The organism is Mycobacteroides sp. H001 (assembly GCF_001440005.1).
In the GTDB taxonomy this organism is placed as follows: domain Bacteria; phylum Actinomycetota; class Actinomycetes; order Mycobacteriales; family Mycobacteriaceae; genus Mycobacterium; species Mycobacterium gwanakae.
Window position 1 is genome coordinate 114,737 of the sequence record NZ_LJYH01000033.1, and the last position, 25,153, is coordinate 139,889.

Below are 25,153 nucleotides of genomic sequence, written 5' to 3' on the forward strand. Positions count from 1 at the left end.
CCGCAAGAAGAGCGATCGCGACGCCCCCTGCGCGCATGTATCGCTTGCGGCCCGACATGGGCTTCAGAGTACCAGTGCGGGCCTCAAACTGGAGGTATCGCAGCTAGAGATATGTTTCTGAGAGGAACCTGAGAGCGTCGCGTGACCCCGGCAAATGGTTGCCAGAGTCGTGACCACCGTCACAGTTGGTTGCTCGACCGAGGAAAATTACAGTCGATTACCCGATCAAAAAAAGGCTCAACCAGGAGTTGACATCATCGCCTGGCAAATCGATCGACTGATAGACGTAGCGTAGCTCGGGTAGACGCCCGGTGTCGTCCTGGTGAACTTTCCTTGGTGCGGCAACATCGCCATTGCCCGGGCGGGTGACTACGCCTCTCTTAGTCGGGCGTCATCTGTGCCCTCTCGGCACCGGGGATTAGGGTGACCGGCGTGACTAATATCGCGACCGGAGTGCTCGGAGCGCAGGGCAAGGTTGGCCAGGCCATGTGTCAGGCCGTTGAGGCCGCCGGGGATCTTGACCTGGTGGCTGCCGTCGACAAAGACGACCCGCTGGAGGCGCTTACCGCGGCCCGCGTCGTCATCGACTTCACCCATCCCGAAGTCGTCATGGACAATCTGAAGTTCTTGATAAGCAACGGTATTCATGCCGTTGTCGGTACCACGGGTTTCACCGACGAACGCTTGGATCAGGTGCGGGCCTGGCTGGCCGACAGCCCGGGCACGGCGGTGCTCATCGCTCCGAACTTCGCGATCGGCGCCGTTCTGTCGATGAAGTTCGCTCAGCAGGCCGCCCGATTCTTCGAGTCGGTCGAGGTCATCGAGCTGCACCACCCCAACAAGGCAGACGCCCCCTCCGGGACAGCCACGCGCACCGCACGACTGATTGCCGAGGCCCGCAAGGGATTGCCGCCGAGCCCCGATGCCACCAGCACGGGGATCGAGGGGGCGCGTGGCGCCGATGTCGATGGGGTGCGGGTGCATGCGGTGCGTGTCGCCGGACTCGTCGCCCATCAGGAAGTGTTGTTCGGAACCACCGGCGAGACGTTGACCATCCGCCACGACAGCATCGACCGGTCGTCGTTCGCGCCGGGTGTGCTGCTGGCCGTGCGCAATGTCGCCGCCCGGCCTGGCCTCACGATCGGCATCGAGCCCCTGCTGGAGCTGTAGTGTCCGCCGCAGCCCGGGTCAAGATCCTCATCGCGTTCATGTGCGCGGCGATGGTCGGGTACTTCCTGATCCTGGGCCGGATGGGCGTCACATTGATCGGCACCGGGAAACCGGCGGCGATCGGCCTGGGTCTTGCCGTGCTCATCCTTCCGTTCATCGGCCTATGGGCGATGGTCGCCACCCTTCGCGCGGGCTTCGCGCATCAACGGCTCGCGGGTCTGGCCTCGGAGTTGGGGCGCGATCTCGATGTGAGTGCCCTGCGTAGGACTCCGTCAGGGCGCGTCAATCGCGAGGACGCCGACGCCCTCTTCGCGACGGTCAAAGCAGAAGTTGAGGCCGAACCCGACGATTGGGTGGGGTGGTATCGGCTGGCGCGCGCATATGACTATGCGGGGGATCGGGGCCGCGCCCGCGAGACGATGCGCACCGCCGTGCAGATACAGCAGGACGGGCCAGTATGAGTCGTCTGCTGATCGTTCATCACACGCCGTCGCCCGCCACGCGAGAACTGCTGGAAGCGGTGTTGGCGGGCGTGAAGGACCCTGACATCTCCGGAGTTGAGGTCGTGATCAGGCCCGCTCTTGCCGCCACGATTACCGACATGTTGGATGCTGACGGTTACCTGTTCGGCACCACCGCGAATTTCGGATACATGTCCGGTGCCCTCAAACATTTCTTCGACACCGTCTACTACCCGAGCCTGGATCATGTCGCTACACGTCCCTACGGACTATGGGTGCACGGCAACAACGACACAGTCGGTGCGGTGTCGGCGGTGGACAAGATCGCGACCGGGCTCGCACTGGAGGAAGCGGCAGATGCGCTTGAGGTGGTCGGGCCGATCGACGCATCCGTGCGCGAGCAGGCCTATAACCTTGGCGGCACGCTCGCCGCGATCTTGATGCATTGAGGAGACTGGCATGCCCGGACTTGCCGAACTTGCCCTGGGAGCCGCGCCTATTGCCGGGGGTGCCCTGCTGGGTGCTGTCGCAGGCAATCTCAAGCCCCCGGATTTCCGCGCGTTGATCGCCAAGGATTTCGATCTACTCGACCGCATCCCGCAAGAGCAGACGGAGCGTCGCGCCGCGTTTCAACGCACGATCGATCAGCGCATCGACGATCTGATCGCCAGCACCGATCGCGGCCGTTCACTGCGTGCCGCGGCGCTCTCCTACGGCGGTGGTTGGCGCGACGTTTTGGTGTTCATCGGTGCTGTTCTGTTCACCGTGATCTGGTGGAACGTCGAACACACCCGGAGCAACTGGCTGGTCATGTTCCTGGTCATGCTGGCGTTGACGCTGGTGGCCGGTTTCTACGCGCTGCGCTCGATATTGCGTTCGCTGCACGGGCTGAGCGGCAGGTTGAGTCTCCGGTCCCGGGGTTCGTCATAACGCGCTCTAATAATTCCGTGGCAAATTCGAATCTGTCATATTCGATATAGTCTGTTATCTCGGGTTTCAGAGATTACGCGATGTTAATCGAATGGAATCTCCGGTGGTGCCGCGCATCCACGCAATGGACATAGATTGTCGCTTATCAATTCAGTCCACATGAAATCGGAAACAGCCTTGAACACCACGATGCGCGCAACCGACACTGTAGATATTCACCGGATGCTCTCGGTGGCGGAATCGGAATTGAACCATCTGCGCAAGTACACGACCATTTGGTATGTGGCCTGGCTGCGGGGCGATCTGGATATATCCGCACTGCGCGCGGCGGCAACGGCTTTGCAGCACAAGCATCCGTTTCTCGCGGCCCGAGTCGACCCGGTCGGCCGCCGTTTTCGGGTAACCACCGAGCCCGTGCGTGATGCCGTGGTGGCCCTGCGGACTGAGCCGCTGGACGATGTCGCGACACTTCCGGTGTTGTCGCTCGACGACGGAACCTTCGCGGTCCTGGTGCATCCCAGGGAAGCGGGTCACGCCGTCGCGGTAGGAGTCGATCATTCGATCGCCGATGCGCGCCTGAGCTATGTCTACTTCTACGAACTGTGGGAGCTCTATACCCAGATCGTCACGACAGGTGAGATTCCACATCCACCGCGCCAACCGATTCCTGTGGCGCCGGAGTCCGCGATGGAGAGTCGGGGGCTCATGCGCACCGCTCTCCCGGACAAACATTGGTTCGGTGCTACGTCCTGGGGTGGCCGGCAGCAAGAATCTTCCGCCGCCTCAGCCCCCGTGCTGGGATGGAAGCAGCGCTTCGATCCGGAGACCTCCGCCGCATTGCGGACCGCGGCGCGGCAACGTCAGACCACCGTGAACACACTGATTACCGGTGTGATCGCGCTCGCGGAGCGCGCGCTGATCTTCGTGGACACCGACGAGCCGGTGAACCTGGGCTTCGAATCGCTCGTCGACTATCGCCGCCATCTGACGCCGCCCGCCGAGCTCGGTGAGATCGCCAACGGAATCATGATCGCGCGAAGCCAAGTCTTGGTCCGCGGGAATGACGATCCCGTGCAGATCGGCGCTGAGGTGGCGCGTCAAATTCATGAGGACATTGACACGGGTTTTCTTGTGCAAAGCGTGCACCACATCGCTGACGGCGTTTTGGCGGGCGGTTTTGGACCGTTCATCCGGATTACCAACCCCGGTGTGCTGCCCATCCCGCCCTTGCCGCAGGACGTGATCCTGGAAGACTTCGACGCCCAGCTGACCACGCCACCGGCCACCATCGCGGGCGGAGTGCTTGCGCCGCAGGCGTCCCGCTATGAGGTCTACTCGATCGGCGATGAGTTCACCATCGTGTGCAAATTTCCCGAGGCGTCGCTCACCGACGACCAGGCGGCCGCGCTGCGCACAGATATCGTCGCACGGGTCCACGGGCTCGCGAACCGGTGAAGGGCGCTACGCAGGCGGCGCTCTCCGTGCGTCGGAGGCCGGGGATCGTCATGGCCGCACCGTAAGCTAGCTCCGTGCCCGTTCCCACTCCTTACGAGGATCTGTTGCGTCTCGTGCTCGACCAGGGCACGCCGAAGTCGGATCGCACCGGCACCGGCACCCGCAGCGTCTTCGGCCACCAGCTGCGCTACCGCCTGGACGAGGGCTTCCCCTTGATCACCACCAAGCGAGTCCATCTGAAGTCGGTGATCTACGAGCTGCTGTGGTTCCTGCGCGGCGAATCCAACGTCCGCTGGCTCCAAGAGCGCGGGGTCACCATCTGGGATGAGTGGGCATCGGAGACGGGGGAGCTGGGTCCGGTGTACGGGGTGCAGTGGCGATCGTGGCCCACCCCCTCGGGTGAGCACATCGACCAGATCAGTGCCGCGCTCGACCTGCTGCGCACTGACCCCGATTCGCGCCGCAACATCGTCTCGGCCTGGAACGTGGGCGAGATCCCGCAGATGGCGTTGCCGCCGTGTCACGCGTTCTTTCAGTTCTATGTTGCCGACGGCAAGCTGAGCTGTCAGCTGTATCAGCGCAGTGCCGACCTGTTTCTCGGCGTTCCGTTCAACATCGCCAGCTATGCACTGCTCACCCATATGATGGCGGCGCAAGCAGGGCTGGGCGTGGGCGATTTCGTGTGGACCGGTGGCGACTGCCATATCTACGACAATCACATCGAGCAGGTCACCGAGCAGCTCAGTCGCGATCCGTATCCGTATCCCCGGCTTGTTCTGGCGCAGCGTGATTCGATATTCGACTACGAATACGAAGATGTCACGGTCGAGAACTATCAGCACCATCCGGCCATCAAGGCGCCTGTCGCGGTATGACGGGGACCATCGGTCTGATCTGGGCACAATCCCGCGACGGCGTCATCGGTGCGGATGGCGCCATCCCGTGGCGGCTGCCGGAGGATCAAGCACGCTTCAAGCGAATCACTATGGGGCACACGGTGATCATGGGCCGCAAGACCTGGGAGTCGCTGCCCTCCAGTGTCCGGCCGTTGCCGGGGCGGCCCAACATCGTGTTGACCCGGGATGCGTTGTTCGAACCGGACGGAGCGTTGGCCGTCGGGTGTGCCGACGCCGCGCTGGCCGCCTCCGATGAGGCGCCGTGGGTCATCGGAGGCGGCGAGATCTACCGGCTGTTCCTGCCCTTGGCGCAGCGATGCGAGGTGACGGTGGTGGACGCCGATGTTCCGGGTGATGCCCTCGCTCCGGAGCTCGACGAGAGCTGGTTGGCAGAGGGAAATGATTGGCAGACAAGTGAATCCGGGTTGCGATACCAGTTCCTGAGTTACCGGAAGGTCGACGTGTGAGGCCTGCGCTCCTCCGAGTGGTCATCGTGATGGCCGCCGCGGTGCTGGCACTTACCGGCTGTACCCGCGTCGTTGACGGAACCGCGTCGGCCCCCGCTGCCGCCGCAGGCTGGGGAAGTAGCCAAGGTGCCGGTGTGACGGTGGGCGGCGCGGGCGATGTCGCAGCCGGGATCACGGTGTTCGTAGACTTCCAATGCCCGTTCTGTCAGCGATTCGAAGCCGAGTACGGCGAGGAGATCACGAAGTACGTCACCGAGGGGCGCTTGCAGGTGACCTATAGGCCGGTGAGCTTTCTGGACCCGATCTCGGCCAGCGGTGACTACTCATCGCGGGCGTCGGCCGCGCTGTTCCTGATCGACAAGGCGGGTGCGGCCGATGCCGTGATCCTGGGCTTCATCGGGGAGATGTTCCGAAGACAACCGGTCGAAGGCGTGGGGAACCTCACCAATCTGCAGATCAGCGAGATCGCCGCCGGTGCCGGAGTGACGGGCGATGTCTTGCACGAGATTTCGTCTCTTCAGGTCACCGATGCCGATCGGCAGCGGACGGCGGGCAATGAGCAGCAGCTGACGGACCACGGCCTGGGCGGTGTCCCCGGCGTCATTGACAGTTCGGGGGAGATGATCGACCCGTCCGACTCCGATTGGTTGGCCCGCCTCGTGGGAGCACGGTGAGCCGGGCGGGGTTGAGCATCGTGCAGGCGCGTCGCATCGCGATTGCGGCGCAGGGCTTCACCGACGCACCCGCGACTTCGGTCACCCGTGCTCACTTGCGTAAACTCATCTCCAGAATTCAGGTACTACAACTGGATTCGGTATCCGTGGCGGTGCGTGCCCACTATGCCCCGGTGTTCAGCAGGCTTGGGCCCTACGACCGCTCACTTCTTGATGACGCCGCCTGGAGCCACAGCACGCGTACGCCTCGGCTGCTCATTGAGTATTGGGCGCACGAGGCGGCGCTGATGTCCATCCAGGACTGGCCACTGATGCGCTGGCGCATGCGCGAGTACCGGCACGGGCGATGGGCGCGAAAGTTCGTCGAGGAGAACCCGGGCCTTGTTGATGAGGTGCTGGCTGCCGTCGCCGAACTCGGGCCGTGCACCGCCGGGCAGATCGAGGCATACCTGGAAAAGGAAGCGCCGGGCCGCAAGGGCCCATGGTGGGATCGCAGTGAGACCAAGTGGATCGCGGAAGCCCTGTTCTCTTCGGGCGAGCTGACCACCGACAAGCGCGTCGGGTTCTCGAGGCATTATCAGCTGGCGCACAAAGTGATTCCTGCCGACATCTACCAACGCGAAATCTCCGATGAGGAGGCCGTACTGGAACTGGCACGCCGCGCGGTGCGTGCGCTGGGCATGGGAACCGAGGCCGATATCCGTGACTACTTCCGGCTCTCGGCGGGGCAGATCAAACCGGCACTGGCCGCGCTCACGGATGCGGGGGAAGTCGAGAGGGTAACCGTCGAGGGCTGGAGCGCACCAGCGTATCTGGCTGCCGGGCAGACGATTCCACGTGCCGACCGGGGCACGGCGTTGTTGTGCCCGTTCGATCCGCTGATCTTCTTCCGTCCCAGGGTCGAGCGGCTCTTCGACTTTCACTATCGCATCGAGATCTACACGCCGGCACCCAAGCGGCAGTACGGCTACTACGTCTGGCCGTTTCTGCTCGACGGGCGTCTGGTCGGCAGGGTCGATCTGAAGGCCGACCGTGCGGCCGGGACACTCAATGTCATCGGTGCGTTTGCCGAGCAGGGACAGGACCCGGCGCGCATCGCGGGGCCGCTTGCCGCACAGCTGACCGGCATGGCGTCGTGGTTGGGTCTGGATTCGGTCGCTGTCGGCAGGCGCGGCGACTTGGTCAGAGCGCTGGGCGGCGCGCTTCGAACGACACGGTGACGAGGTCGGTGACCTTCAGAGATCCCATCGCCATCGAGAACGGTTTCACCTGGTACGCCCGCTGCGATATCTCCGTGGTGAGGTGCAGCAGCTGGTCGTCGCCGTCCTCGGTCACCGCGAGGTCCAGCTCGACACTCTGTGTCACTCCATGGATCGTCAGCGGACCATGCATGCGGTAGTTCGCGGCCTTTTTGGTGATCGTCTCCGCGTGGAACTCGATGAGGGGAAAACGTTTGGCGTTCAGAGTCTTCAGCGCATTGGATCGCACGATGATCTTCTCGGGTGCCGAAAGTGGTGTCAGTCCACCTTCGCCGCTTTCGACCTGCAGTGAGTCCACCTCGACGACGACACTGGCCGACGACGGCTGGTCATCGGGTCCGTCGACCGTGACGGTCCACGTCCTCATGGTGAGCGTCAATCGATGCCCCATCCGTGCCGCGGGTCCGGTGACGCCGGTGCGCAGGATCAGGGTGCCGTTCTCGGGTCCAAGCGTCCAGGAGCTCACCGGGCCGATCGTAAGGGTGTCATCTATCGCGCTGGCTGGGAACCGGTCGGCAACGGTTTGCGCCACTGATCGGCGTGCACCTCGATCCTGGTCTTTCCCGAGCCCGACCACGATGTGTTCAGCCCGAAATGCTCCGCTAGCTGCACAATTCGTCGGCCGACGAACGTGTCGGTGCGTGCGTGTACCTCGGCCTGCGCGTCCGGGTCGTTCCGGTGGTACGCCTCCAGTAGCGCTGCCGGTAACTCGGGGTGAGCACGAAACGCGCTGAACCCCAAGTAAAGAGTCGGATTATCCGAGGCAAGGCGCAGCGCATCTTGTTCGTGGAAGTAGGTGTACGCCCACTGGTGGTAGCGGTACCAATCGGGTGAGTTGGGATTGACGGTGCGCTCGAAGTCGATCTCGGAGGTGGCGCAGGTTGTGCAGCAGGCGAAGCACATACGCGCGAGGATGCCCTCGGATTCCAGCTGAGTGAAGGTGTAGTGAAGTCGGCCATAGTCGCCGGTGTCGGCCCATGCCGTCTGCTCGGCCAGCCGTTCGTTCCACATCCCGTGGACCAGTGCGGCGGCCTCCTCGGGATCGATCTGGCCGGAATCGTCTACCCATTCGGCGACGGATTCTTCGACCTCGTCCCGCGACCAGAACCCGGCTACGAGGTATGGGCGGATGAACGCCCGCAGCTCAGCCCGATCTCCGGTTTGCCATTCAAGGATGCGCACATGTCAAAGGTAGCGGTGGGAGTTGCGGAACGCATGCCGAGATGATGGCGGGAGTGCTCTGGTGACTGACCGGCCGCGACCGCCGATAGGGTGTTGCGCGTGGCTGAGATCGTGCCGCTGCGCGTGCAGCTGATAGCTAAGACCGACTTCATCGCGCCGGAAGACATCGACTGGAGCACCGATGCCGATGGTGGCCCGGCACTCGTCGAATTCGCCGGCCGGGCCTGCTACCAGAGCTGGTCCAAGCCCAATCCACGCACGGCCACCAATGAGAGCTACCTGCGTCACGTCATCGAGGTGGGGCATCTGTCGCTGCTGGAGCACGCGACGGTCACGTTCTACATCACCGGTATCTCCCGGTCCTGCACGCACGAGCTGATCCGGCACCGGCACTTCTCGTACTCGCAGCTTTCCCAGCGTTTCGTGCCCGAAGCGGACTCCAATGTGGTGCTGCCGCCCGCGGTCGCGGACGACCCGGAGCTGGTCGAGCTGGTTCGCAAGGCCACCGACGCGAGCCGTGCTGCCTATGTCGAACTGCTGGACAAGCTGGAATCCAAGCTCGCCGACGTTCCCAATGCCGTGTTGCGGCGTAAGCAGGCGCGACAGGCTGCCCGGTCTGTGCTGCCCAACGCCACCGAGACTCGCATTGTCGTCACCGGCAATTACCGGGCGTGGCGCCACTTCATCGCGATGCGCGCCAGCGAGCATGCCGACGTGGAGATTCGCCGGCTCGCGATTGCTTGTCTGCGCCAGCTCACCGACCTGGCGCCGTCGATCTTTGGTGACTTCGACATCGCGACCCTGGCCGACGGCACGGAGGTCGCGATCTCTCCGCTGGTCTACGAGGGATAGAACCGAGGGATACAACACAGCCGCCGGGGGATAACCGCTTGGTCGCGGCGGGTATTCTCGTGCCGTGACAGCAGGTGAAACAGTGGCGCGGCTCGGCACCGTGCTCACCGCGATGGTGACTCCTTTCGATGCCGATGGCGCCCTTGATGTCGACACCGCGGTCCGGTTGGCCGCGCACCTGGTCGACGCCGGGTGCGATGGCCTCGTGCTCTCCGGTACCACCGGAGAGTCTCCCGTGACGTCCGACGCCGAAAAGCTGACCCTGCTGCGTGAGGTGGTGGCCGCGGTGGGCGACCGCGCGCGCATCATCGCCGGGTCCGGCACCTACGACACCGCGCACAGCATCAAGCTCTCCCGTGAGTGCGAGGCTGCCGGAGCCGATGGCCTGCTCGTCGTCACCCCTTACTACTCGCGGCCCTCGCAGGCAGGGCTGCTTGCCCACTTCACCGCGGTCGCGGATGCGGTGAACGTCCCCGTCATCTTGTACGACATTCCGCCGCGCTCGGTTATCCCCATCGACTTCCACGTCATCCGCGAGCTGGCGGCACACCCGAACATCGTGGCTGTCAAGGATGCCAAGGGGGACCTGCATGGCGGTGCCCAGATCATCGCGGGCACCGATCTCGTCTACTACTCGGGCGACGACCCGCTGAACCTGCCCTGGTTGTCGGTGGGAGCGGTCGGATTCGTCAGCGTCATATCGCATTTCGTCGCCGGACCGTTGCGTGAGCTGCTGGTTGCCTACAACGCCGGCGACGTGGAAACGGCCCGCAAGCTCAATGCGCAGATCGCGCCCGTGACAGAGGCGTGCCGGCGGCTGGGAGCGGTGGGAGCAGTGAAGGCCGGGCTTCGGTTGCAGGGCATCGATGTTGGCGACCCCCGCCTGCCCAACGTTCCGCCGAGCCCGGAGCAGATCGAGGGATTGGCCGCGGATATGCGCGCCGCCGGGGTGCTGTAGGTGCCGATAACGCCACCCGAAGATCTGCGTGCGCCCGGTCCGCTCGCCGATGGCGCATTGCGCGTCACCGCACTCGGCGGTATCAGCGAGATCGGCCGCAACATGACGGTTTTCGAACTGCGTGGGCGCCTCCTGATCATCGACTGCGGAGTGCTCTTCCCTGGTCATGACGAGCCCGGCGTGGACCTGATCCTTCCGGATATCCGCCACATCGAGGATCGTCTCGACGATGTCGAGGCGCTGGTCTTGACGCATGCGCACGAGGATCACATCGGAGCCATCCCCTTCCTGCTCAAGATGCGCCCCGATATCCCAGTGGTGGGTTCGGCTTTCACCCTCGCGTTGGTCGAGGCCAAGTGCCGCGAGCACCGCATCACCCCCCGGTTCATCAAGGTGAAGGAGGGCGAGCGGTCCACTCACGGCGCCTTTGAATGCGAGTACTTCGCGGTCAACCACTCCATTCCCGATGCACTCGCCATCGCCGTACACACCGAGGCCGGGACCATCCTGCATACCGGCGATATCAAGCTTGATCCGCTGCCTCCAGACCGGCGTCCCACCGACTTGCCCGGGCTGTCCGGACTGGGTGATCGGGGTGTCGATCTGTTCCTCGTCGACTCCACGAACTCCGAGGTGCCGGGAGTAGGTCCATCGGAGAGTGAGATCGCTCCCACCCTGAACCGGCTCATCGAGACCGCGCGCGGCCGGGTCATCATTGCGTGTTTCGCCAGCAATGTGGCACGGGTGCAACAGATCATCGATGCCTCGGTCGCGCACGGACGCCGTGTCGCGCTCGTGGGCCGATCGATGGTGCGCAACATGGGTATCGCACGCGATCTGGGCTTTCTCGACGTCGAGGACCGCGACCTGATCAACGTGGAGGCCGCGAACGAGCTGGCACCGCAACGCGTTGTGATGGTTACCACCGGCACACAGGGCGAGCCGATGGCTGCGCTATCACGCATGGCCCGTGGCGATCATCGTCAAATCACCCTGACTCCTGACGATTTGGTCATCTTGTCGTCATCGCTGGTGCCGGGCAATGAGGAAGCCGTCTACGGCATTATCGACTCGCTTGCGAAGGTGGGCACCCGGGTTGTGACAAACACCCATGCGCGGGTGCATGTTTCAGGACATGCCTATGCCGGGGAGCTGCTTTACCTCTACAACGCGGTACGCCCGCGCAATGTCATGCCGGTGCACGGCACCTGGCGGCATCTGCGTGCCAACGCCGAACTTGCGGTCAAGACCGGTGTCGATGAAGACCGGATCGTATTGGCGGAGAACGGCGTGAGTGTCGATCTGCACAACGAGCGGGCGCGCATTGCGGGACGGGTTCCGGTGGGCAAGATGTTTGTCCATGGCCTGGTCGATGGCGACGTATCCGATGCCACCGTCGGCGAGCGCCTGGTCTTGAGCAATGGCGGATTCATCGCGGTCACCGTCGTGGTGCGTAGCAACGGACGCCCGGTCGGCAGGCCGGAGCTGTTCTCGCGCGGCTTCTCCGATGACGCCAAGGCCCTGGACCCGGTCACCGAGATGGTGATTGCCGAGTTGAATTCACTTGCCGAACAGTCGGTCAGCGATACCGGCCGCATCGCGCAGTCGGTGCGGCGCGTGGTGGGCAAATGGGTTGGCGAGACCTACCGCCGCCAGCCCATGATCGTGCCGACCGTGCTGACGGTCGACTAAGACTTCTCCGCGAGCACGGTCCGTTCGAGCTCGGTGGTCGAGAGCCTGCGTTCAGCGGGTGCCAGATAACGCGTCTGGAATTCGGGGCCGCTGACATCCTCGAGCACCCGCCAGCCGTACTCGGCGAGCAGTGGCGCCACCGCGGCAGGGGAGAGACCGAACATCCATACCTGGCGGCGCATCCGAAAACGTTTGTACAGCATGGTGTTCCCGTACAGGTTCGAACCGTCTATGAAATCGCGTTGCACGTAGGTGAAGGCGAGGCGACTGCCTGGTGCAGCGGTGCTCAGATAGTCCAGCGTCGCCCGAACCGCGGGCTCGGAAAGGTACTGCGTGACGCCCTCCCAGATGAAGAAGGTGCGTGAGGTGCGATCGTGCCCGGCCCGCAGCAGTGCGTCGGACAGATTGTCATGCTGGAAGTGGACGGCCACCAGGTGCACCGACGGCGGTAGAACGCCCACCGCCTGGTGGATCGCACGTCGTTTGGCCGAGATGTTCACCGGCTGATCGACTTCGAAGACCGGTATCGATGAGGTTCGGGACAGTCGGCATCCCCGGCTGTCCATTCCCGCACCCAAATTGACGACCGCTTCCGCGATGTCTGCCCACGAGGCCAACTGATCATCGATGTAACGCTTACGGCACACAAAGATGGACCAGGCGCCTTGGCCGCTTCTCTCCGCCAGCGTGATCAACAGGTTCCGCAGCGTCGTCCACGCGGTGAGGCGGACAAACCACCGTGACGCGGTGGGCAGGATTCGGGCCGCCAGGTCGTCGTCGACGATCCGGGACCCGGGCGGCTCATGCTGCTCGATGGCTGCGATGGCCATGGGGCCGTACGCAGTCTGTGCGGCAGGATTTTTCCGTGACATGTCTAGCGCCTGTTGGTGAACCCGGCATCGACGGGGAGTGCGACGCCGGTGACGTACCGCGCATCCTCGGACACCAGCCAGGCCACGGCGTTGGCCATGTCCTCGGCGGGCATGAGAACCACCGGCAAGGCATGGCCGGTATCGGACATGCCTTCGGGCGCGCCGTTGGCGAACAGCTCTTCTGTCACCGGGTTCACCAGCATGGGGGTCGCGACACCGCCCGGGTGAATCGTGTTCACCCGGATACTGTGTGGCGCAAGCATGTTGGCATAGGACCGCATGAGCCCGACCAGCCCGTGTTTAGCGGCGGTATAGGCCAGTCCACCTGGGGTGTTCATCACCATGCCGGTCAGGCCGGCCACCGAGCTGGTCAGCACGATCGATCCGCCCGCGCCGCGCTCGACCATCGACGGCCGGGCCACCTCGATCGTGTGATACACCCCGGTGAGATTGACATCGAGCACATCGGTCCAGCCATCCTCGCCGCTTTCGGGAGTGAGGGTGGCGATACCGGCGTTCGCAATCACGATGTCAACCGGCCCAAGGGCTTGGACACCGGCGTCGAAGGCGCTTTGCAATGCCTGCCGGTCGCGCACATCGGCTTCGTGTGCCGAGATGGCACGCCCCAGGGCATCGACCTCCTTGACCGTGAGATCGAGATCCTCCGCGGTGGCCATCGGGTACTCCACGGAGGGTATCTGTGCGCAGATGTCCACCGCGATGACGTTGGCTCCCTCGGACGCCAGCTTGATGGCGTGGGCACGGCCCTGGCCGCGGGCCGCGCCGGTGATAAACGCGACCTTGCCATCCAGCTTGCCCATGTCAGTGGGTCAGATCGCCCTTGGCCGGATCACCTGCGGGAAGCGCTTCGGCGACAACGATTTCCGGCGCCTGACTGAGTAGCGGTCCTACCTTGCCGAACATCGCGGTGACGGCCGGCGCTTTCCCATGCTCTGCGAGTGCTTCGTTGCTCGCCCACGACTCGACGAAGACGAAGCGATCGTGTGCCTCGTGCAGGGAGTAGAGATTGCAGCCCGCCTCGTCGTGGACCTGGGGGATGGTCTCCAGGAGTGCGGCACGAACCTCGTCGCGCTTGTCGGGCTGGGGATACAGGAACGCCACCACAGTGGGCATGGAACACCTCTCGTCGTTGGGAGTGGATCGAATTCCACCGTACCGAAGCCAGCTGGGGCGCCTTGCGGTCGATACGCTGTGGGGGATATCGAGGGAGGGATATGACCGATCACGACCTGGCGAGCGGGCCGCCCATCCGAACCGAGGTTGTCCTCACCGAAGAGGGACGGGGCAAACTTGCAAAGGGCGCGCTTCAGACGGTTGCACGTTCCCGGGGCGTCTGGATTCTGCTCGTCGGGGCCGTGTTGTACGTCGCGTTCTTCTTCGTGTTTGTGGCGGCTGGCGCCGGTGTGGTGATCCTGATCGTTGTGATTGCGGCGGCGGCGCTGATCGCGTCGAGAATCCGTTCTCGTACCCAGCTGTCCATGCAGGCGATACCTGTCGGGACGGTGCAGCGTGCCGAGTTCGGGGCGTCAGAGTTCACGTTCTGGGTACTGCGCCCAACGACGAATGCCTTACTCGGGCAATCATTTCTGACCACTCGGCTGATGGTTTTGCGGGACTACGCCGAGATTAAGAACGTTGTGGTGAACGACAACGCCGTGGGGATCTTGTTTTCCGCGCGGCCGGGAATGCGTGAAGCCTTCCCCCGTGAACTCTTTCCCGACCAGGCCCTGGCGCTGATGTCTCGCTACACCAAGGTCAGCGGGACGTGGTCGCTTCCGCAGGCACCAGCGAGTTGATCCAGACGGAGTATTCATCGAGTGCGGCATTGAGACGCTTGCGGTCTACCTGGGTGCCGAACTGCTGAGCGCCAATCAAGATGCTGAAACCAATGCGTGCCATCGTGTCCGCCCGATCCGGAGCGAAGCCGGCTTCGATGTAGTGCTTGGTGAGATGTTGATGCCGTACCTGGTCCACGCGGTGCTGCGCCGCCGTCACGTAGCGGTCCGCCATCGCCCAGGCGCGAATGGCCTTCTCCACCTCATGGTCTGCCTCACGCGCTGCTTGCTCCAGCACGACCAGCCGTTCCTGCGGATCGGATACTTCGTCCACGCGGCGGCGCTGCGCGGTAGTGATGTCGTTCTCCCAGTAATCGATGACTGCTCGGTAGAAGCCCGCCCCACTGCCGAAGTGGTGGTACAGCGAGCCCGTGGTCACGCCGATTCGGCGGCATACCGCCGTCGTGGTGAGTGCGGGCTTGCCGCCAGCCGCCAGTAGTTCAAACGCGGCAGTGAAGTAGTCGTGGCGAGAGACCTTCTCGGTCATGCTCTCACCATAGATGAATCTATGTATGAGCGGAAGGGGAAATGCGAAGGTAACTGCATCTGCCCGCATGATCTCTCCAGTTAACAATTTGTGTATGATTTCAAGTGCAGTTCTGCACGCGGGATGCGTAGTGCAGCAATACTGGGAAACAGGGGAGATGCAAGTTATGTCGCAGAAATGGTTTGCGATGATGGGTGCGGTGGCAGGCTTGGCGATGTCGGTGGGTGCAGCGTTGCCCGCTGCGGCGGACCCTCCGAAGAATCCGTACCCGGACACCAGCAAGTACGCCAAGCTGGATTTCGAGGGATTCCGTATCGCCGACAAGCCCGGCCTGTGGTTTTCGACGCCGTTTGGCCTGGACTGCGGGATATGGGAGGACAGCAGCTTCGGATGCACCGGTGTCATTCCGGGTGCGCCCGGCGGCGCCAACCAGGTTGGCTGGTTTAAGGGAGAGTCGGCGGCGCACTTCGATAACACTGGGCAGCCGAGGTTCTCGTCGGGACAGGCGCAGCGAGTGTTGCCGGCCAACAACTACATCGAACTCGGTAGTACCCGCTGTGCCACGACGCCGGAGAACAATGTGTACTGCACCGGCGGAGGCAACTACGCGAGTTACTCCAACCAGTTCATGGTGTCGCCGGGCAAGACCTGGCTGGGGGCCCAGGGCTAGACACCGACGCGCGGGGCGTGCGGCACCGGGCATCCGGCCGGTGTTGCCGCCGTCGCGTCGTGATGGGTGTAGGACGTATCCCGCATTCCGCCGAGCCTGGCCAGTGCCTGATTGATCACCGTCGCGGACCACCACAGCAGTTCACCATTGCGTTGTTGTGCACGGCGTTTGGCGCCCGGCAGCCTGTCCGTGAGCCGCCGCATCTGGACATTGGCGTGCACCGCGACGCCGGTTATCGTGGTCCACGGCTGGAGGCGCACGTCGCGTAGGGGAGTTGCGCGCACAAGTGCGCGGACAAGGTCCTCGCCGCCGTAATAGGCGGCGACACCCAGAACCGGGGTGAACACCAGTCGGCCGATCCGCCCGGCAATTCCCTTGTCCACGAAGCCGAATGCCGCGGTCATCATGACGTCGGTCCATTCCGAGGGGCCGCCGGCGTAGGCGACCATGTAGTCCATCGTCTCCATGCCCTCGGCCACGGATTTCGGGATCAGCTCCTCGGCGACGCCGAATACGTAGGCGATGTATGCCCAGTACATCACTGCTGCTTCAAGATCGGCCATGCTGCGGGTGCGCCCGTGCTGATGGTCGATCAGTGGCGGGATGAGCCCGAAGGTCATCGCTGCACCCATCATCATCGAATTGGAGATCGGGTTGCCGTGGTGAGCGAACTGTTCGTCGCCCCAGGAGCGCCGGAGCCCGGCGCGCACTTGTGCGTGCATCAGCCGAACTAGCACGGTGTCCTTGAAAGGTTGTGAAAAGCGTTCCAGGGCTCCGCGATAGGTCATCTTGCGGAACCACGCGGTGGTCTCCAGATTTCTCCGCAGGGTGTCGTTGACGAATCTTCCGGTGGCCCCGGTTGCATAGGCGACTTCATCGCCCACAAAGGTGCCGAAGGTGTCGCCGAACCCCATGCCGAACTTCGCCGCCAACGACGAGTTGTTCCATAGCTGGCGGCCCCGCTCCCAGAGCGCGGGGTCGTACCACGGGGGCGGATTATCGAGCTGCGCGAACAGCGCGACAAACTCTGCCGGCGGGTTCTCTATCGATTCGATGCCGTGGTCAAGGGCCCGGGTGAGCATCGCCCGTCCCTGGCGCGCAGGCATCTTTCGGATGCGGTCCACGACCGCATCCATCAGCTCGTCGCCCTGCCAGAGGTGATCGGCGAGCAGCTGGGTACGCGCCGTTTCCCTGGGAATCTCCTGGAAGTCCATCCACGGCGCGAGGATGTCCCTGCGGGATTGGGTCCACATCGCGTCGAAGCGCAGCCGGGCAGGTGCGGGGCGCAGGTTCATACCTGCCCGCCAGTAGTAGTCGTTGGGATGCGTGCTGACCGTCGATAGGGCGCCGTTGCCACTCATGGGGAAAGGCTAGCGAGCACACAGGCATGTTGGCAACACTCATTGTCAAGTGTCTGGCCGGTTTTCCCGCGCCGGATCGGCGGCGTCAATACAATCGGCCTCGCTATTTTGCTGACTCAGTAACCACGAATATCGGGAGGGCTTGGAATGCGGCTGCTGGCTCGGATAGTGGCACCTATCGCGCTGATGCTGGGACTAACTGCCGGATCGCTGGCCTTCGCGATGGCGGACCCAGACATTCCCGGGGACCCGAATCCCTATCCCGACGTCAATAACGCCACCAAGTTCAAGCAGGCCGACTTCGAGCAGTTCTTGCGTGACGACACCGATGGGGCATGGTTTTCGACGCCGCGCGGGTTGACCTGTGCGATCTGGATCGACGGAAGCTTCGGCTGTAACGGCTCGTTCCCTGGGGCGCCTGCCGGTACGAACCAAGTAGCCTGGTTCCCGGGTGATTGGCGTGCTCATTTCGACACCACCAATGACGCGCTGTTCACGCCGGCGACGCGTCCGCCGGTGCTCACACCCGGTAACTACTTCAACTACCGCGCCGTCAAATGCGCAGTCACCAAGGATCAGGGCGTCTACTGTTTCCGGGGTCATTCCGCGAGCAGCTTCAACGGCGATCAGTTCTATATCGCGGCGAATCAGTCCTGGCTGGGTGAGACGAAGCCGCGCCCCGAACGCTGAGCCGGGTTTCGCAGGTCACGAGACTGTCTCGGGGCGGCCTCGCGTAGGTGACAAAACATTTGCTTACTAGCGGTTTTAGCCGTGTTGCAGATGGTGCAGATGTGACTGTTGCGACTAGGCTGTCGCCATGGCGAGTAAGACTGTCAGCCGTTCGCGTGGCCGGAACACCAAATCGGGACCCCGGTCGCGCAACACCGCGCCGACCCGTCGTCCGGCACCGCGCCGGCGTAATCAGCGTCGTAACCAGCATTGGACGACGCCGCTGGTGGCATTGGGCCGAGGGGCGCGTAGCGGGTGGCACGCGTGCGCCCACGGCGTGGGGTCGTTGTTCCGGTCGGTGGGCAGGGCTCACGACATCGAGCACGGTCACCGGCGCGACGGTGTAGCGCTGGCGTTGCTGGGCCTGGCCTTCGTGGTTGGCGCGAGCTCATGGTTCCACGCCGCCAAACCGGTAGGCGGCTGGATCGACGATGTCTTCCGCGCGGTCGTGGGATCCGGTGTCGCACTGGTGCCGATCATCGCCGTCGTCATCGCGGTGTTCTTGATGCGCACCGAGCCGAACCCGGAGGAGCGTCCGCGCCTACTGCTCGGCTTCGCCATGGTTGCGCTGCCGATCCTGGGGCTGTGGCATCTGTTCGCGGGTTCCCCCGATTCCCCAGAAGGGCGAGCGGACGCGGGAGGATTCGTCGGCTTCGTGATCGGCGGGCCGCTCGCACAAGGCCTCACCGCGTGGATCGCCGCGCCGCTACTCGTGATGGCGATCGTTTTCGGGGTGCTGCTACTGACCGGCACCACGATCCGAGACATCCCGGACACCCTTCGGAACATGTTCTCGCCCAGGGACTACGACGAATGGGATGAGGAGTGGGACGACGAGGACTACGTAGAGGACTACGAGCCCGAGGACGACTACGAGGCGACGCGTGAATTCACGCGCGGCGCCACTCCGATGGACAACTACCCGCTTGAGGAAGACGCGGCGGCGCCAGAGCCGCCCGCTGCACCGGCTCCCAAGCCGGCGCCCGTGGTCAAGTCGACCAAGAAGTCCAAGCCGAAACCGCAGATGCCCGTTGTCGATCGGGTGGTCGAGGGCCCCTACGTGCTGCCCTCGCTGGATCTGCTCATCGCGGGAGATCCCCCGAAGGAAAGCAGCGCGGCGAACGACGACATGATCGCCGCGATCACCGGAGTGCTCGAACAGTTCAAGGTCGATGCGGCGGTCACCGGCTTCAACCGTGGTCCCACCGTCACCCGCTACGAGGTTGAGCTCGGCCCCGGCGTCAAGGTGGAGAAAATCACCGCCCTGCAACGCAATATCGCGTACGCGGTGGCTACCGACAGCGTGCGTCTGCTCGCGCCGATCCCCGGCAAGTCAGCGGTCGGCATTGAGGTGCCGAACACCGATCGAGAGATGGTGCGGCTGGCCGACGTGCTGACCGCACCCGAAACCCGCACCGATCACCATCCGTTGTTGATCGGCCTGGGCAAGGACATCGAGGGCGACTTCATCTCCGCCAACCTGGCCAAGATGCCGCACTTGCTGGTTGCCGGTTCCACCGGTTCGGGCAAGTCGAGCTTCGTCAACTCGATGCTCGTTTCGCTGCTGGCCCGCGCCACCCCGGAGGAGGTCAGGATGATCCTGATCGACCCCAAGATGGTGGAACTGACACCCTACGAAGGTATTCCGCACCTGATCACCCCGATCATCACCTCGCCGAAGAAGGCTGCGGCCGCCCTGGCCTGGCTGGTGGAAGAGATGGAGCAGCGATACCAGGACATGCAGGCCAGCCGGGTCCGGCACATCAACGACTTCAACGCGAAGGTGCGCTCCGGCGAGATCACCACCCCGCTGGGCAGCCAGCGTGAGTACCGTCCGTACCCCTTCATTCTCGCCGTCGTCGACGAGTTGGCTGACCTCATGATGACCGCGCCTCGTGACGTCGAGGACGCCATCGTGCGCATCACCCAGAAGGCGCGAGCGGCCGGTATCCACCTGGTGCTCGCCACCCAGCGTCCGTCGGTGGACGTGGTCACCGGCCTCATCAAGACGAATGTGCCTTCGCGTCTTGCCTTTGCGACCTCGTCGCTGACCGACAGCCGCGTCATCCTGGACCAACCCGGCGCCGAGAAGCTCATCGGCATGGGTGACGGACTGTTCCTGCCGATGGGCGCCGGGCGGCCGATTCGCATGCAGGGCGCCTTCATCACCGACGAGGAGATCAGCGCCGTGGTGGCGGCGGCCAAGGAACAGGCCGAGCCCGACTACACCGAGGGTGTCACCGCGACCAAGGTCGGCGGCGGTCCCGGTAAAGAAGACGTCGATCCCGACATCGGTGACGACATGGACGCCTTCTTACAGGCCGTCGAGCTCGTGGTGTCGAGTCAATTCGGCTCGACCTCAATGCTGCAGCGCAAGCTGCGGGTCGGTTTCGCCAAGGCGGGTCGCCTCATGGACCTGATGGAGACGCGCGGAATCGTCGGCCCCAGTGAGGGATCCAAGGCGCGCGAGGTCATGGTGAAGCCCGAGGACCTCGGCAGTGTGATGGCATCGATCCGCGGCGGCGGGGGAGCCGACGAGGAAGACGAAGACGACGGCGCAGTGCCCGAAGACTTCTAAGCGTTCTCGTCGCGCCGCAGTGCGATGGCGTCGCCCACATCGAAGGATGTGAATCCCTCGGGCGCGGCGATCTCCACGATCGGCTCGTCGCGGTTGTCCCACTCCAGACGTAAGGCCGTGCTCATCACGGCATGCATTTCATACATCGCGGTGATGTAGGTGAGTTCCAGGATCTCTTCGTCGGAGAGGTGGGCTTTCAACGCGGCGAAGATCCCGTCGGGCACCCGGCCCCCGTCGAGAACCAGGCAGTCCGTGTAGGCGAGTACGGCTCGCTGCGCCGCGGTGAAGCAATCAGCGGTACTCCATGACGGGATCGCGGCGATCATTTCCTCGGACATACCCACCATGCGGCACGACTTGCAATGCTGGGAGAACACGAACTGGCTGCGGCGAGCCCAACCGGCGCGGGTTTGGCCAAGCTCCCGCAGGACGGGGTCCAGCTTGCGATCGGGACTGCGGTAGAACGCGAAACCCTGAACCGAATGCTTCAGCGCCTCGGGTACGAGCGCGAAGACCGTCCACCAGTCACCCGGTGTGCCCGTGGTGGTCCCGGGATCGGAGACCGGATCGCGATCACCGAAGATCTGGTCGTACATGCGATGGACAAGGCGGTCGTCGGTTTCGGCGCGGGACACCTGGCGCAGTCTTGGCATGCCTCGATCATGGCCGACGATCGCGCCCAGAATGCCCGATGCGCAGAAATCAGAGGTGGGCGAGCATGCGGGTGTTGCCCAGGGTGTTCGGCTTCACGTAGCTCAAGTCGAGGAACTCGGCCACGCCGGTGTCGTAGGACCGGCACATCTCCTCGTAGACCTCGGCCGTCACCGGGGTGCCATCGATCTCGCGGAATCCGTGTTTGGTGAAGAAGTCGACCTCGAAGGTCAGTACGAAGACTCTTTTGAGTTCAAGTTCCCTGGCGACATCGAGCAGGCGGCTGACAATCGCGTGCCCAACCCCCGAGCCCTTGAGCCGGGGGTGCACCGCGATGGTGCGTACCTCGCCGAGATCGGACCACAGCACATGCAGGGCGCCGCAGCCCACGACGTCCCCGTCGAGCTCGGCCACCCAGAACTCCTGAACCGCCTCGTACAGCGTCACAAGGTTCTTTTCCAGCAGGATGCGCCCGGCATAGACGTCGACGAGCGCCTTGATAGCGGGCACATCGGAGGTACGGGCACGACGAACGGTCACCGCGGGAGCCGTGTTAGTCGAGATGCCGGATGTACCTTCAGCGCTCATGCGTGAACAGTAGCTAGCTCTAGAACAGATAGGGTGTTTGACGTGCCGATGCCACCGGAAACCCAGCCTGATTCCGAGGCTTCGGCTGCGCCGGTGCCGGTGGTGAACATTGCCAACATCCTGACGGTGCTGCGCATCGTGCTCGTACCGGTGTTCATCGCTGTCCTGTTCACCGCGGGCGGGCACCAATCCTCGTGGCGCATTGCCGCTTTCGGGGTGTTCGCATTAGCCATCGCCACCGACCGCTACGACGGCGTGCTGGCCCGCCGGTATGGCCTGGTCACCCCGTTCGGCCAGCTTGCCGACCCGATTGCCGACAAGGCACTCGTCGGTGCGGCACTGGTGGGGCTCAGCGTGCTCGGAGATCTCGCGTGGTGGGTTACCGCGGTCATCCTCGTGCGCGAGATCGGGATCACCGTGCTGCGTTTCTCGGTGCTCCGCCATGGTGTGATCCCGGCCAATCGTGGCGGCAAGCTCAAGACCATGGTGCAGTCCCTGGCGATCGCTGGGTATCTGCTGCCGCTGACCGGTCATTGGCACACCGCCGCTGCGGTCCTGATGGGGCTCGCGGTGGCTCTCACCCTCATAACCGGCATCGACTACCTGGTGCAGGCGCTGCGGCCTCGGCCCAAATCCGCATCGTCGTAGCCCGCGCGCTGTAAATAGTAGAAATTTTCTGCTATTAACCATCCGGGCAACATTGCAGATCTTGATTGCAGGGTGTGTGGAGAATTGTGTGTCACGATAGATCCTGAGGACAGTTCAGCTCTCTGCAGATCGTGTCTCCATGTCGAGGTACAGACAACCCATCTGGAGGCACCCGGTCAGGCAGCGGGCACACCGATGAGTTTGACTGGTAAATGATGGAATCGGACACTGAGCGCGATATAGAAGAAGTCATCCCGGCCCGGGCTGCTTATGCCGGTGAACATGTCCGACGCAACGTCATCCTTGATGCCCTGCTTGAAGCGCCGGCGCCGATGAGCGTCCAGATGCTTGCCGAGCAGGTAGGCCTGCATGTTACGACCGTGCGTTTTCACCTCGCGAAGCTGATCTCGTCGGGTGCCGTCAATGTCGTACCTGGCAGCAGCTCGGGGCGAGGCCGACCACCGGCACACTACGAGGCGGCCCCCCGCTCGCGGCTTTTCACCTTCCTACCTCTCCTTCTTGATCAGTTCGGTAGTACAGAGGCTGCACGCGAACAACTCGCAGCAAATGCCGGGAGAATCTGGGCGCGGAACCATTCCGCCCACATCCTTCAGATTGACGTACCGGACCCGGCCAGCGTGGCGCTCGAGATCCTCAGCCAGCTCGGATTCCGCGTATCCACGGTCACCAGCATCTTCGGCGAGCACGAGCTAAAGATCTGCTCGTGCCCGCTGCGCGAGATTGCTCTCACACATCCGGAAATTGCCAGCGGAATACAGCGAGGTGCCATCGAGGAGGCACTCGCCCTGACCTCACCGGCGCTCGCGTCCCAGTACTCGGTGTCAATCGTGCCCGATGCGCTTAACGGTGAGTGCGAAGTGATGGTGCGTCTGGTACCCGCATCCCGGAATGGCGGTGGGGGCGCCGGCCCCCATCGACAGAGTGTCAGGTAAGGCTTCCCTTAATTAATTAATAGCATTATATTGCTCCAATGGGCCTCGCCTCGGTGGAGCAATTGGTTAGGAGCGGGGCCGCGAAGGTCGGCTCTGTGCCGATACGTAGCGCCACAACGACCGGTCGCAGTGTGATCCTGGCCGCCCAGGTGCTCAGGTACACCGCGACCGATGCACTGTCAGGGCGGCTGCCGTTCAGCGAACTCATCGTTCAGGCCTGGCTTTTGTTGAAGGTGACGGCCGTGCCGGCGATATTGATGGCGATCCCTTTCGGCGGCATGGTGGCTGTGCAGATCTCCGGCCTCGTCAACCAAGTCGGAGCCAATTCATTGGTGGGGTCGGTCACGGGTGTGGCCGTGCTACGGCAGGGGGCGCCACTGACAGCCGGTCTGCTGATGGGCGGTGCTGCCGCCGCCGCGATCGCCTCTGACTTCGGGGCCAGAGCGATTCGCGAGGAACTCGATGCCTTGCGGTCGCTGGGAATTGACCCTGTGCAACGACTTGTGGTGCCGCGCGTTCTGGCGTTGCTGCTGGTCACGCCGATTCTGGTCGTGATCATCATCGCGATGGGTGTCGGGGCGGCATTCGTGATTGCGACCGCGTTCAATGGCGTGACACCAGGAAGTTTTTGGTTGTCCTTCGGGTCGTTTACCAAGGTGATCGATCTTTGGTTCACCCTCGGCAAGGGCTTCATTTTTGCCGCGATTGTGGGGGTGGTCTCCTGCCAGCGAGGCATGGAGGCCAAGGGCGGTCCGCGGGGTGTTGCCGATGCCGTGAACGCCGCGGTGGTCCTGAATGTGATCTGCATTGTGGCGGTCAATCTTGCGATCACTCAGTTGCAGACGATGTTCTTCCCGATGGTGGTGGCGTAGATGGCCGGCCAGCCGCAGCATCGTCTCGACGCGCTACCCGCGCGACGTGTCGGCATCGGACACAAAATCCCGATGGCGCTGCGCGAGCCTTTCCGCGCCACCGGGCAGTGGGTGACGTTTATTGCACAGACGGTGTGGTTGCTTCCGGTTACGGTGCGTTTGTACCGGCGTGAGACGTTACGGGTGATGAACAACCTGGCGTGGGGCCGGGGTTCGGTCATTGTCGATGGCGGCGTGATCAGTGTGCTTGCGGTACTTGGCATCGCGGTCGGTGGCATGGCAGCGATCGAGGCATTCTCCATCATGAATCTGATGGGGCTTGGGGCACTCGCCGGCATCATCGGCGGGTGGGGGAATGTCCGTGAGATGGCTCCGCTGGTCGCTGGAGTGGCGTTCGCTTCTCAGGCGGGTTGCCGGATGACCGCGGAGATCGGCTCCATGCGGATCGCCGAGGAAATCGACGCCACCGAAGCCATGGGACTGAGGTCGATCCCGTTTGTGGTCGGTACCCGCCTCATTGGTGGATTGATGTGTGTCGTACCGGGATATCTGCTGGCGCTGGTGGTCAGTTTCGTGACGTGTGACACCGTGATTCGCGTTTTCTACGGCCAGCCGGGCGGCACCTACAATCACTACTTCGTCGAGTTTCTCACCCCGCATGATATCGGTGCCTCGCTGATAAAAGCGGCCACCTACTGCACCGCGGTGACGATAATTCATTGCTACTACGGCTATTTCGCCTCCGGAGGGCCCGTAGGTGTCGGGGAGTCATCGGGCCGGGCTATCCGCGCCAGCCTGGTGACCATCTTGGTGTTAGATCTGGCGACCACCATCATGCTGTGGGGCCTGCGACCCGAATTCGTGTTCAAGGCGTAGGGGGCACCGTGTTGTT

At 63.5% G+C, this 25,153-nt stretch carries 30 protein-coding genes; 20 read left to right on the forward strand and 10 right to left on the reverse strand.

The window, feature by feature from the left end:
* Positions 1 to 441 precede the first annotated feature (441 nt).
* The 9 genes from dapB (at position 442) to AOT83_RS15745 (ending at position 7,273) form a co-directional block, all read left to right on the forward strand.
* Entirely contained in the window at positions 442 to 1,170 is a 729-nt protein-coding gene (dapB, locus tag AOT83_RS15705) for a 4-hydroxy-tetrahydrodipicolinate reductase (RefSeq protein ID WP_164514088.1), read from the forward strand.
* Positions 1,170 to 1,631 carry a hypothetical protein gene (locus tag AOT83_RS15710; RefSeq protein WP_030093908.1) on the forward strand — a complete coding sequence of 154 codons (462 nt, stop codon included), beginning with the start codon at positions 1,170 to 1,172 and terminating at the stop codon, positions 1,629 to 1,631. Before dapB ends, AOT83_RS15710 begins: the two co-directional genes overlap by 1 nt.
* Entirely contained in the window at positions 1,628 to 2,080 is a 453-nt protein-coding gene (locus AOT83_RS15715) for a flavodoxin family protein (RefSeq protein WP_057966140.1), read from the forward strand. Before AOT83_RS15710 ends, AOT83_RS15715 begins: the two co-directional genes overlap by 4 nt.
* Before the next feature lie 10 nt (positions 2,081 to 2,090).
* Complete coding sequence (locus AOT83_RS15720; protein WP_030093887.1) at positions 2,091 to 2,561, forward strand: hypothetical protein; 471 nt, start codon at positions 2,091 to 2,093, stop codon at positions 2,559 to 2,561.
* 177 nt (positions 2,562 to 2,738) lie between these two features.
* Positions 2,739 to 4,016 (forward strand): acyltransferase, encoded by a 1,278-nt coding sequence (locus AOT83_RS15725; protein ID WP_057966199.1) that lies wholly within the window; start codon positions 2,739 to 2,741, stop codon positions 4,014 to 4,016.
* 74 nt (positions 4,017 to 4,090) lie between these two features.
* Positions 4,091 to 4,891 carry a thymidylate synthase gene (locus AOT83_RS15730; protein ID WP_030093885.1) on the forward strand — a complete coding sequence of 267 codons (801 nt, stop codon included), beginning with the start codon at positions 4,091 to 4,093 and terminating at the stop codon, positions 4,889 to 4,891.
* Positions 4,888 to 5,379, forward strand: a complete 492-nt coding sequence (locus AOT83_RS15735) for a dihydrofolate reductase (protein WP_030093884.1) — start codon at positions 4,888 to 4,890, stop codon at positions 5,377 to 5,379. The genes AOT83_RS15730 and AOT83_RS15735 overlap by 4 nt, the downstream gene beginning before the upstream one ends.
* A gap of 29 nt (positions 5,380 to 5,408) precedes the next feature.
* Positions 5,409 to 6,053 carry a thioredoxin domain-containing protein gene (locus AOT83_RS15740; RefSeq protein WP_057966198.1) on the forward strand — a complete coding sequence of 215 codons (645 nt, stop codon included), beginning with the start codon at positions 5,409 to 5,411 and terminating at the stop codon, positions 6,051 to 6,053.
* Positions 6,050 to 7,273 (forward strand): crosslink repair DNA glycosylase YcaQ family protein, encoded by a 1,224-nt coding sequence (locus AOT83_RS15745; protein WP_109394688.1) that lies wholly within the window; start codon positions 6,050 to 6,052, stop codon positions 7,271 to 7,273. Before AOT83_RS15740 ends, AOT83_RS15745 begins: the two co-directional genes overlap by 4 nt.
* On the opposite strand, the gene AOT83_RS15750 is transcribed toward AOT83_RS15745, so the two are convergent.
* Both AOT83_RS15750 and AOT83_RS15755 read right to left on the reverse strand, forming a co-directional pair.
* On the reverse strand, positions 7,236 to 7,778 hold the full coding sequence (locus AOT83_RS15750) for a YceI family protein (protein WP_057966196.1): 543 nt from the start codon (positions 7,776 to 7,778) through the stop codon (positions 7,236 to 7,238). The genes AOT83_RS15745 and AOT83_RS15750 overlap by 38 nt on opposite strands.
* A 23-nt stretch (positions 7,779 to 7,801) precedes the next feature.
* Positions 7,802 to 8,494 (reverse strand): hypothetical protein, encoded by a 693-nt coding sequence (locus tag AOT83_RS15755; RefSeq protein ID WP_057966139.1) that lies wholly within the window; start codon positions 8,492 to 8,494, stop codon positions 7,802 to 7,804.
* A 99-nt stretch (positions 8,495 to 8,593) separates the two neighbouring features.
* Between AOT83_RS15755 and thyX the strand changes: the two genes are divergently transcribed.
* The 3 genes from thyX (at position 8,594) to AOT83_RS15770 (ending at position 11,996) form a co-directional block, all read left to right on the forward strand.
* On the forward strand, positions 8,594 to 9,346 hold the full coding sequence (thyX, locus tag AOT83_RS15760; protein WP_030093879.1) for an FAD-dependent thymidylate synthase: 753 nt from the start codon (positions 8,594 to 8,596) through the stop codon (positions 9,344 to 9,346).
* A gap of 82 nt (positions 9,347 to 9,428) precedes the next feature.
* Positions 9,429 to 10,304 (forward strand): 4-hydroxy-tetrahydrodipicolinate synthase, encoded by an 876-nt coding sequence (dapA, locus tag AOT83_RS15765; protein WP_075874262.1) that lies wholly within the window; start codon positions 9,429 to 9,431, stop codon positions 10,302 to 10,304.
* Positions 10,305 to 11,996, forward strand: coding sequence for a ribonuclease J (locus AOT83_RS15770; protein ID WP_030093877.1), 1,692 nt, complete (start codon positions 10,305 to 10,307; stop codon positions 11,994 to 11,996).
* Here AOT83_RS15770 and AOT83_RS15775 read toward each other — a convergent pair.
* The 3 genes from AOT83_RS15775 to AOT83_RS15785 are packed head-to-tail and all read right to left on the reverse strand — an operon-like array spanning position 11,993 to position 14,002.
* On the reverse strand, positions 11,993 to 12,868 hold the full coding sequence (locus tag AOT83_RS15775; protein ID WP_057966138.1) for an SAM-dependent methyltransferase: 876 nt from the start codon (positions 12,866 to 12,868) through the stop codon (positions 11,993 to 11,995). The genes AOT83_RS15770 and AOT83_RS15775 overlap by 4 nt on opposite strands.
* A 2-nt stretch (positions 12,869 to 12,870) precedes the next feature.
* Entirely contained in the window at positions 12,871 to 13,689 is an 819-nt protein-coding gene (locus AOT83_RS15780) for a mycofactocin-coupled SDR family oxidoreductase (RefSeq protein ID WP_030093875.1), read from the reverse strand.
* Position 13,690: 1 nt separating this feature from the next.
* Positions 13,691 to 14,002 (reverse strand): putative quinol monooxygenase, encoded by a 312-nt coding sequence (locus tag AOT83_RS15785; protein ID WP_030093874.1) that lies wholly within the window; start codon positions 14,000 to 14,002, stop codon positions 13,691 to 13,693.
* A gap of 101 nt (positions 14,003 to 14,103) precedes the next feature.
* Here AOT83_RS15785 and AOT83_RS15790 point away from each other — a divergent pair, with 101 nt between their 5' ends.
* Positions 14,104 to 14,685, forward strand: a complete 582-nt coding sequence (locus AOT83_RS15790; protein WP_030093873.1) for a hypothetical protein — start codon at positions 14,104 to 14,106, stop codon at positions 14,683 to 14,685.
* Here the strand turns inward: AOT83_RS15790 and AOT83_RS15795 are convergent.
* Positions 14,645 to 15,211 (reverse strand): TetR/AcrR family transcriptional regulator, encoded by a 567-nt coding sequence (locus tag AOT83_RS15795; protein WP_030093872.1) that lies wholly within the window; start codon positions 15,209 to 15,211, stop codon positions 14,645 to 14,647. The genes AOT83_RS15790 and AOT83_RS15795 overlap by 41 nt on opposite strands.
* Before the next feature lie 166 nt (positions 15,212 to 15,377).
* Between AOT83_RS15795 and AOT83_RS15800 the strand changes: the two genes are divergently transcribed.
* The gene (locus tag AOT83_RS15800; RefSeq protein ID WP_057966137.1) at positions 15,378 to 15,881 is read left to right on the forward strand and encodes a hypothetical protein; all 504 of its coding nucleotides are present in this window, start codon (positions 15,378 to 15,380) and stop codon (positions 15,879 to 15,881) included.
* Here AOT83_RS15800 and AOT83_RS15805 read toward each other — a convergent pair.
* On the reverse strand, positions 15,878 to 17,242 hold the full coding sequence (locus tag AOT83_RS15805; RefSeq protein ID WP_057966136.1) for an oxygenase MpaB family protein: 1,365 nt from the start codon (positions 17,240 to 17,242) through the stop codon (positions 15,878 to 15,880). The two genes, AOT83_RS15800 and AOT83_RS15805, sit on opposite strands and share 4 nt — an antisense overlap.
* Before the next feature lie 147 nt (positions 17,243 to 17,389).
* On the opposite strand from AOT83_RS15805, the gene AOT83_RS15810 reads away from it, so the two are divergent.
* Positions 17,390 to 17,932 carry a hypothetical protein gene (locus tag AOT83_RS15810; RefSeq protein WP_030093869.1) on the forward strand — a complete coding sequence of 181 codons (543 nt, stop codon included), beginning with the start codon at positions 17,390 to 17,392 and terminating at the stop codon, positions 17,930 to 17,932.
* 127 nt (positions 17,933 to 18,059) lie between these two features.
* Positions 18,060 to 20,549, forward strand: coding sequence for a DNA translocase FtsK (locus AOT83_RS15815; protein ID WP_030093868.1), 2,490 nt, complete (start codon positions 18,060 to 18,062; stop codon positions 20,547 to 20,549).
* On the opposite strand, the gene AOT83_RS15820 is transcribed toward AOT83_RS15815, so the two are convergent.
* Together AOT83_RS15820 and AOT83_RS15825 are read right to left on the reverse strand one after the other, a co-directional pair.
* Positions 20,546 to 21,202: a carboxymuconolactone decarboxylase family protein gene (locus AOT83_RS15820; protein ID WP_030093867.1), complete on the reverse strand. Its 657-nt coding sequence runs from the start codon at positions 21,200 to 21,202 to the stop codon at positions 20,546 to 20,548. The genes AOT83_RS15815 and AOT83_RS15820 overlap by 4 nt on opposite strands.
* Positions 21,203 to 21,251: 49 nt before the next feature.
* Complete coding sequence (locus tag AOT83_RS15825; protein WP_044103976.1) at positions 21,252 to 21,788, reverse strand: amino-acid N-acetyltransferase; 537 nt, start codon at positions 21,786 to 21,788, stop codon at positions 21,252 to 21,254.
* Between the two features lie 42 nt (positions 21,789 to 21,830).
* Between AOT83_RS15825 and pgsA the strand changes: the two genes are divergently transcribed.
* Complete coding sequence (gene pgsA / locus AOT83_RS15830) at positions 21,831 to 22,436, forward strand: CDP-diacylglycerol--glycerol-3-phosphate 3-phosphatidyltransferase (protein ID WP_030093865.1); 606 nt, start codon at positions 21,831 to 21,833, stop codon at positions 22,434 to 22,436.
* Between the two features lie 176 nt (positions 22,437 to 22,612).
* Here the strand turns inward: pgsA and AOT83_RS28190 are convergent, their stop codons facing one another.
* Positions 22,613 to 22,807 carry a hypothetical protein gene (locus tag AOT83_RS28190; RefSeq protein WP_044103974.1) on the reverse strand — a complete coding sequence of 65 codons (195 nt, stop codon included), beginning with the start codon at positions 22,805 to 22,807 and terminating at the stop codon, positions 22,613 to 22,615.
* 267 nt (positions 22,808 to 23,074) lie between these two features.
* Between AOT83_RS28190 and AOT83_RS28195 the strand changes: the two genes are divergently transcribed.
* From AOT83_RS28195 to AOT83_RS15845, 3 genes are all read left to right on the forward strand, one after another.
* Entirely contained in the window at positions 23,075 to 23,389 is a 315-nt protein-coding gene (locus tag AOT83_RS28195; protein WP_227465393.1) for a hypothetical protein, read from the forward strand.
* 38 nt (positions 23,390 to 23,427) lie between these two features.
* Positions 23,428 to 24,261 (forward strand): ABC transporter permease, encoded by an 834-nt coding sequence (locus AOT83_RS15840; protein ID WP_078313544.1) that lies wholly within the window; start codon positions 23,428 to 23,430, stop codon positions 24,259 to 24,261.
* Between the two features lie 72 nt (positions 24,262 to 24,333).
* A complete protein-coding gene (locus tag AOT83_RS15845) occupies positions 24,334 to 25,137 on the forward strand; it encodes an ABC transporter permease (RefSeq protein WP_044104053.1) in 804 nt (267 codons plus the stop codon).
* Positions 25,138 to 25,153 lie beyond the last annotated feature (16 nt).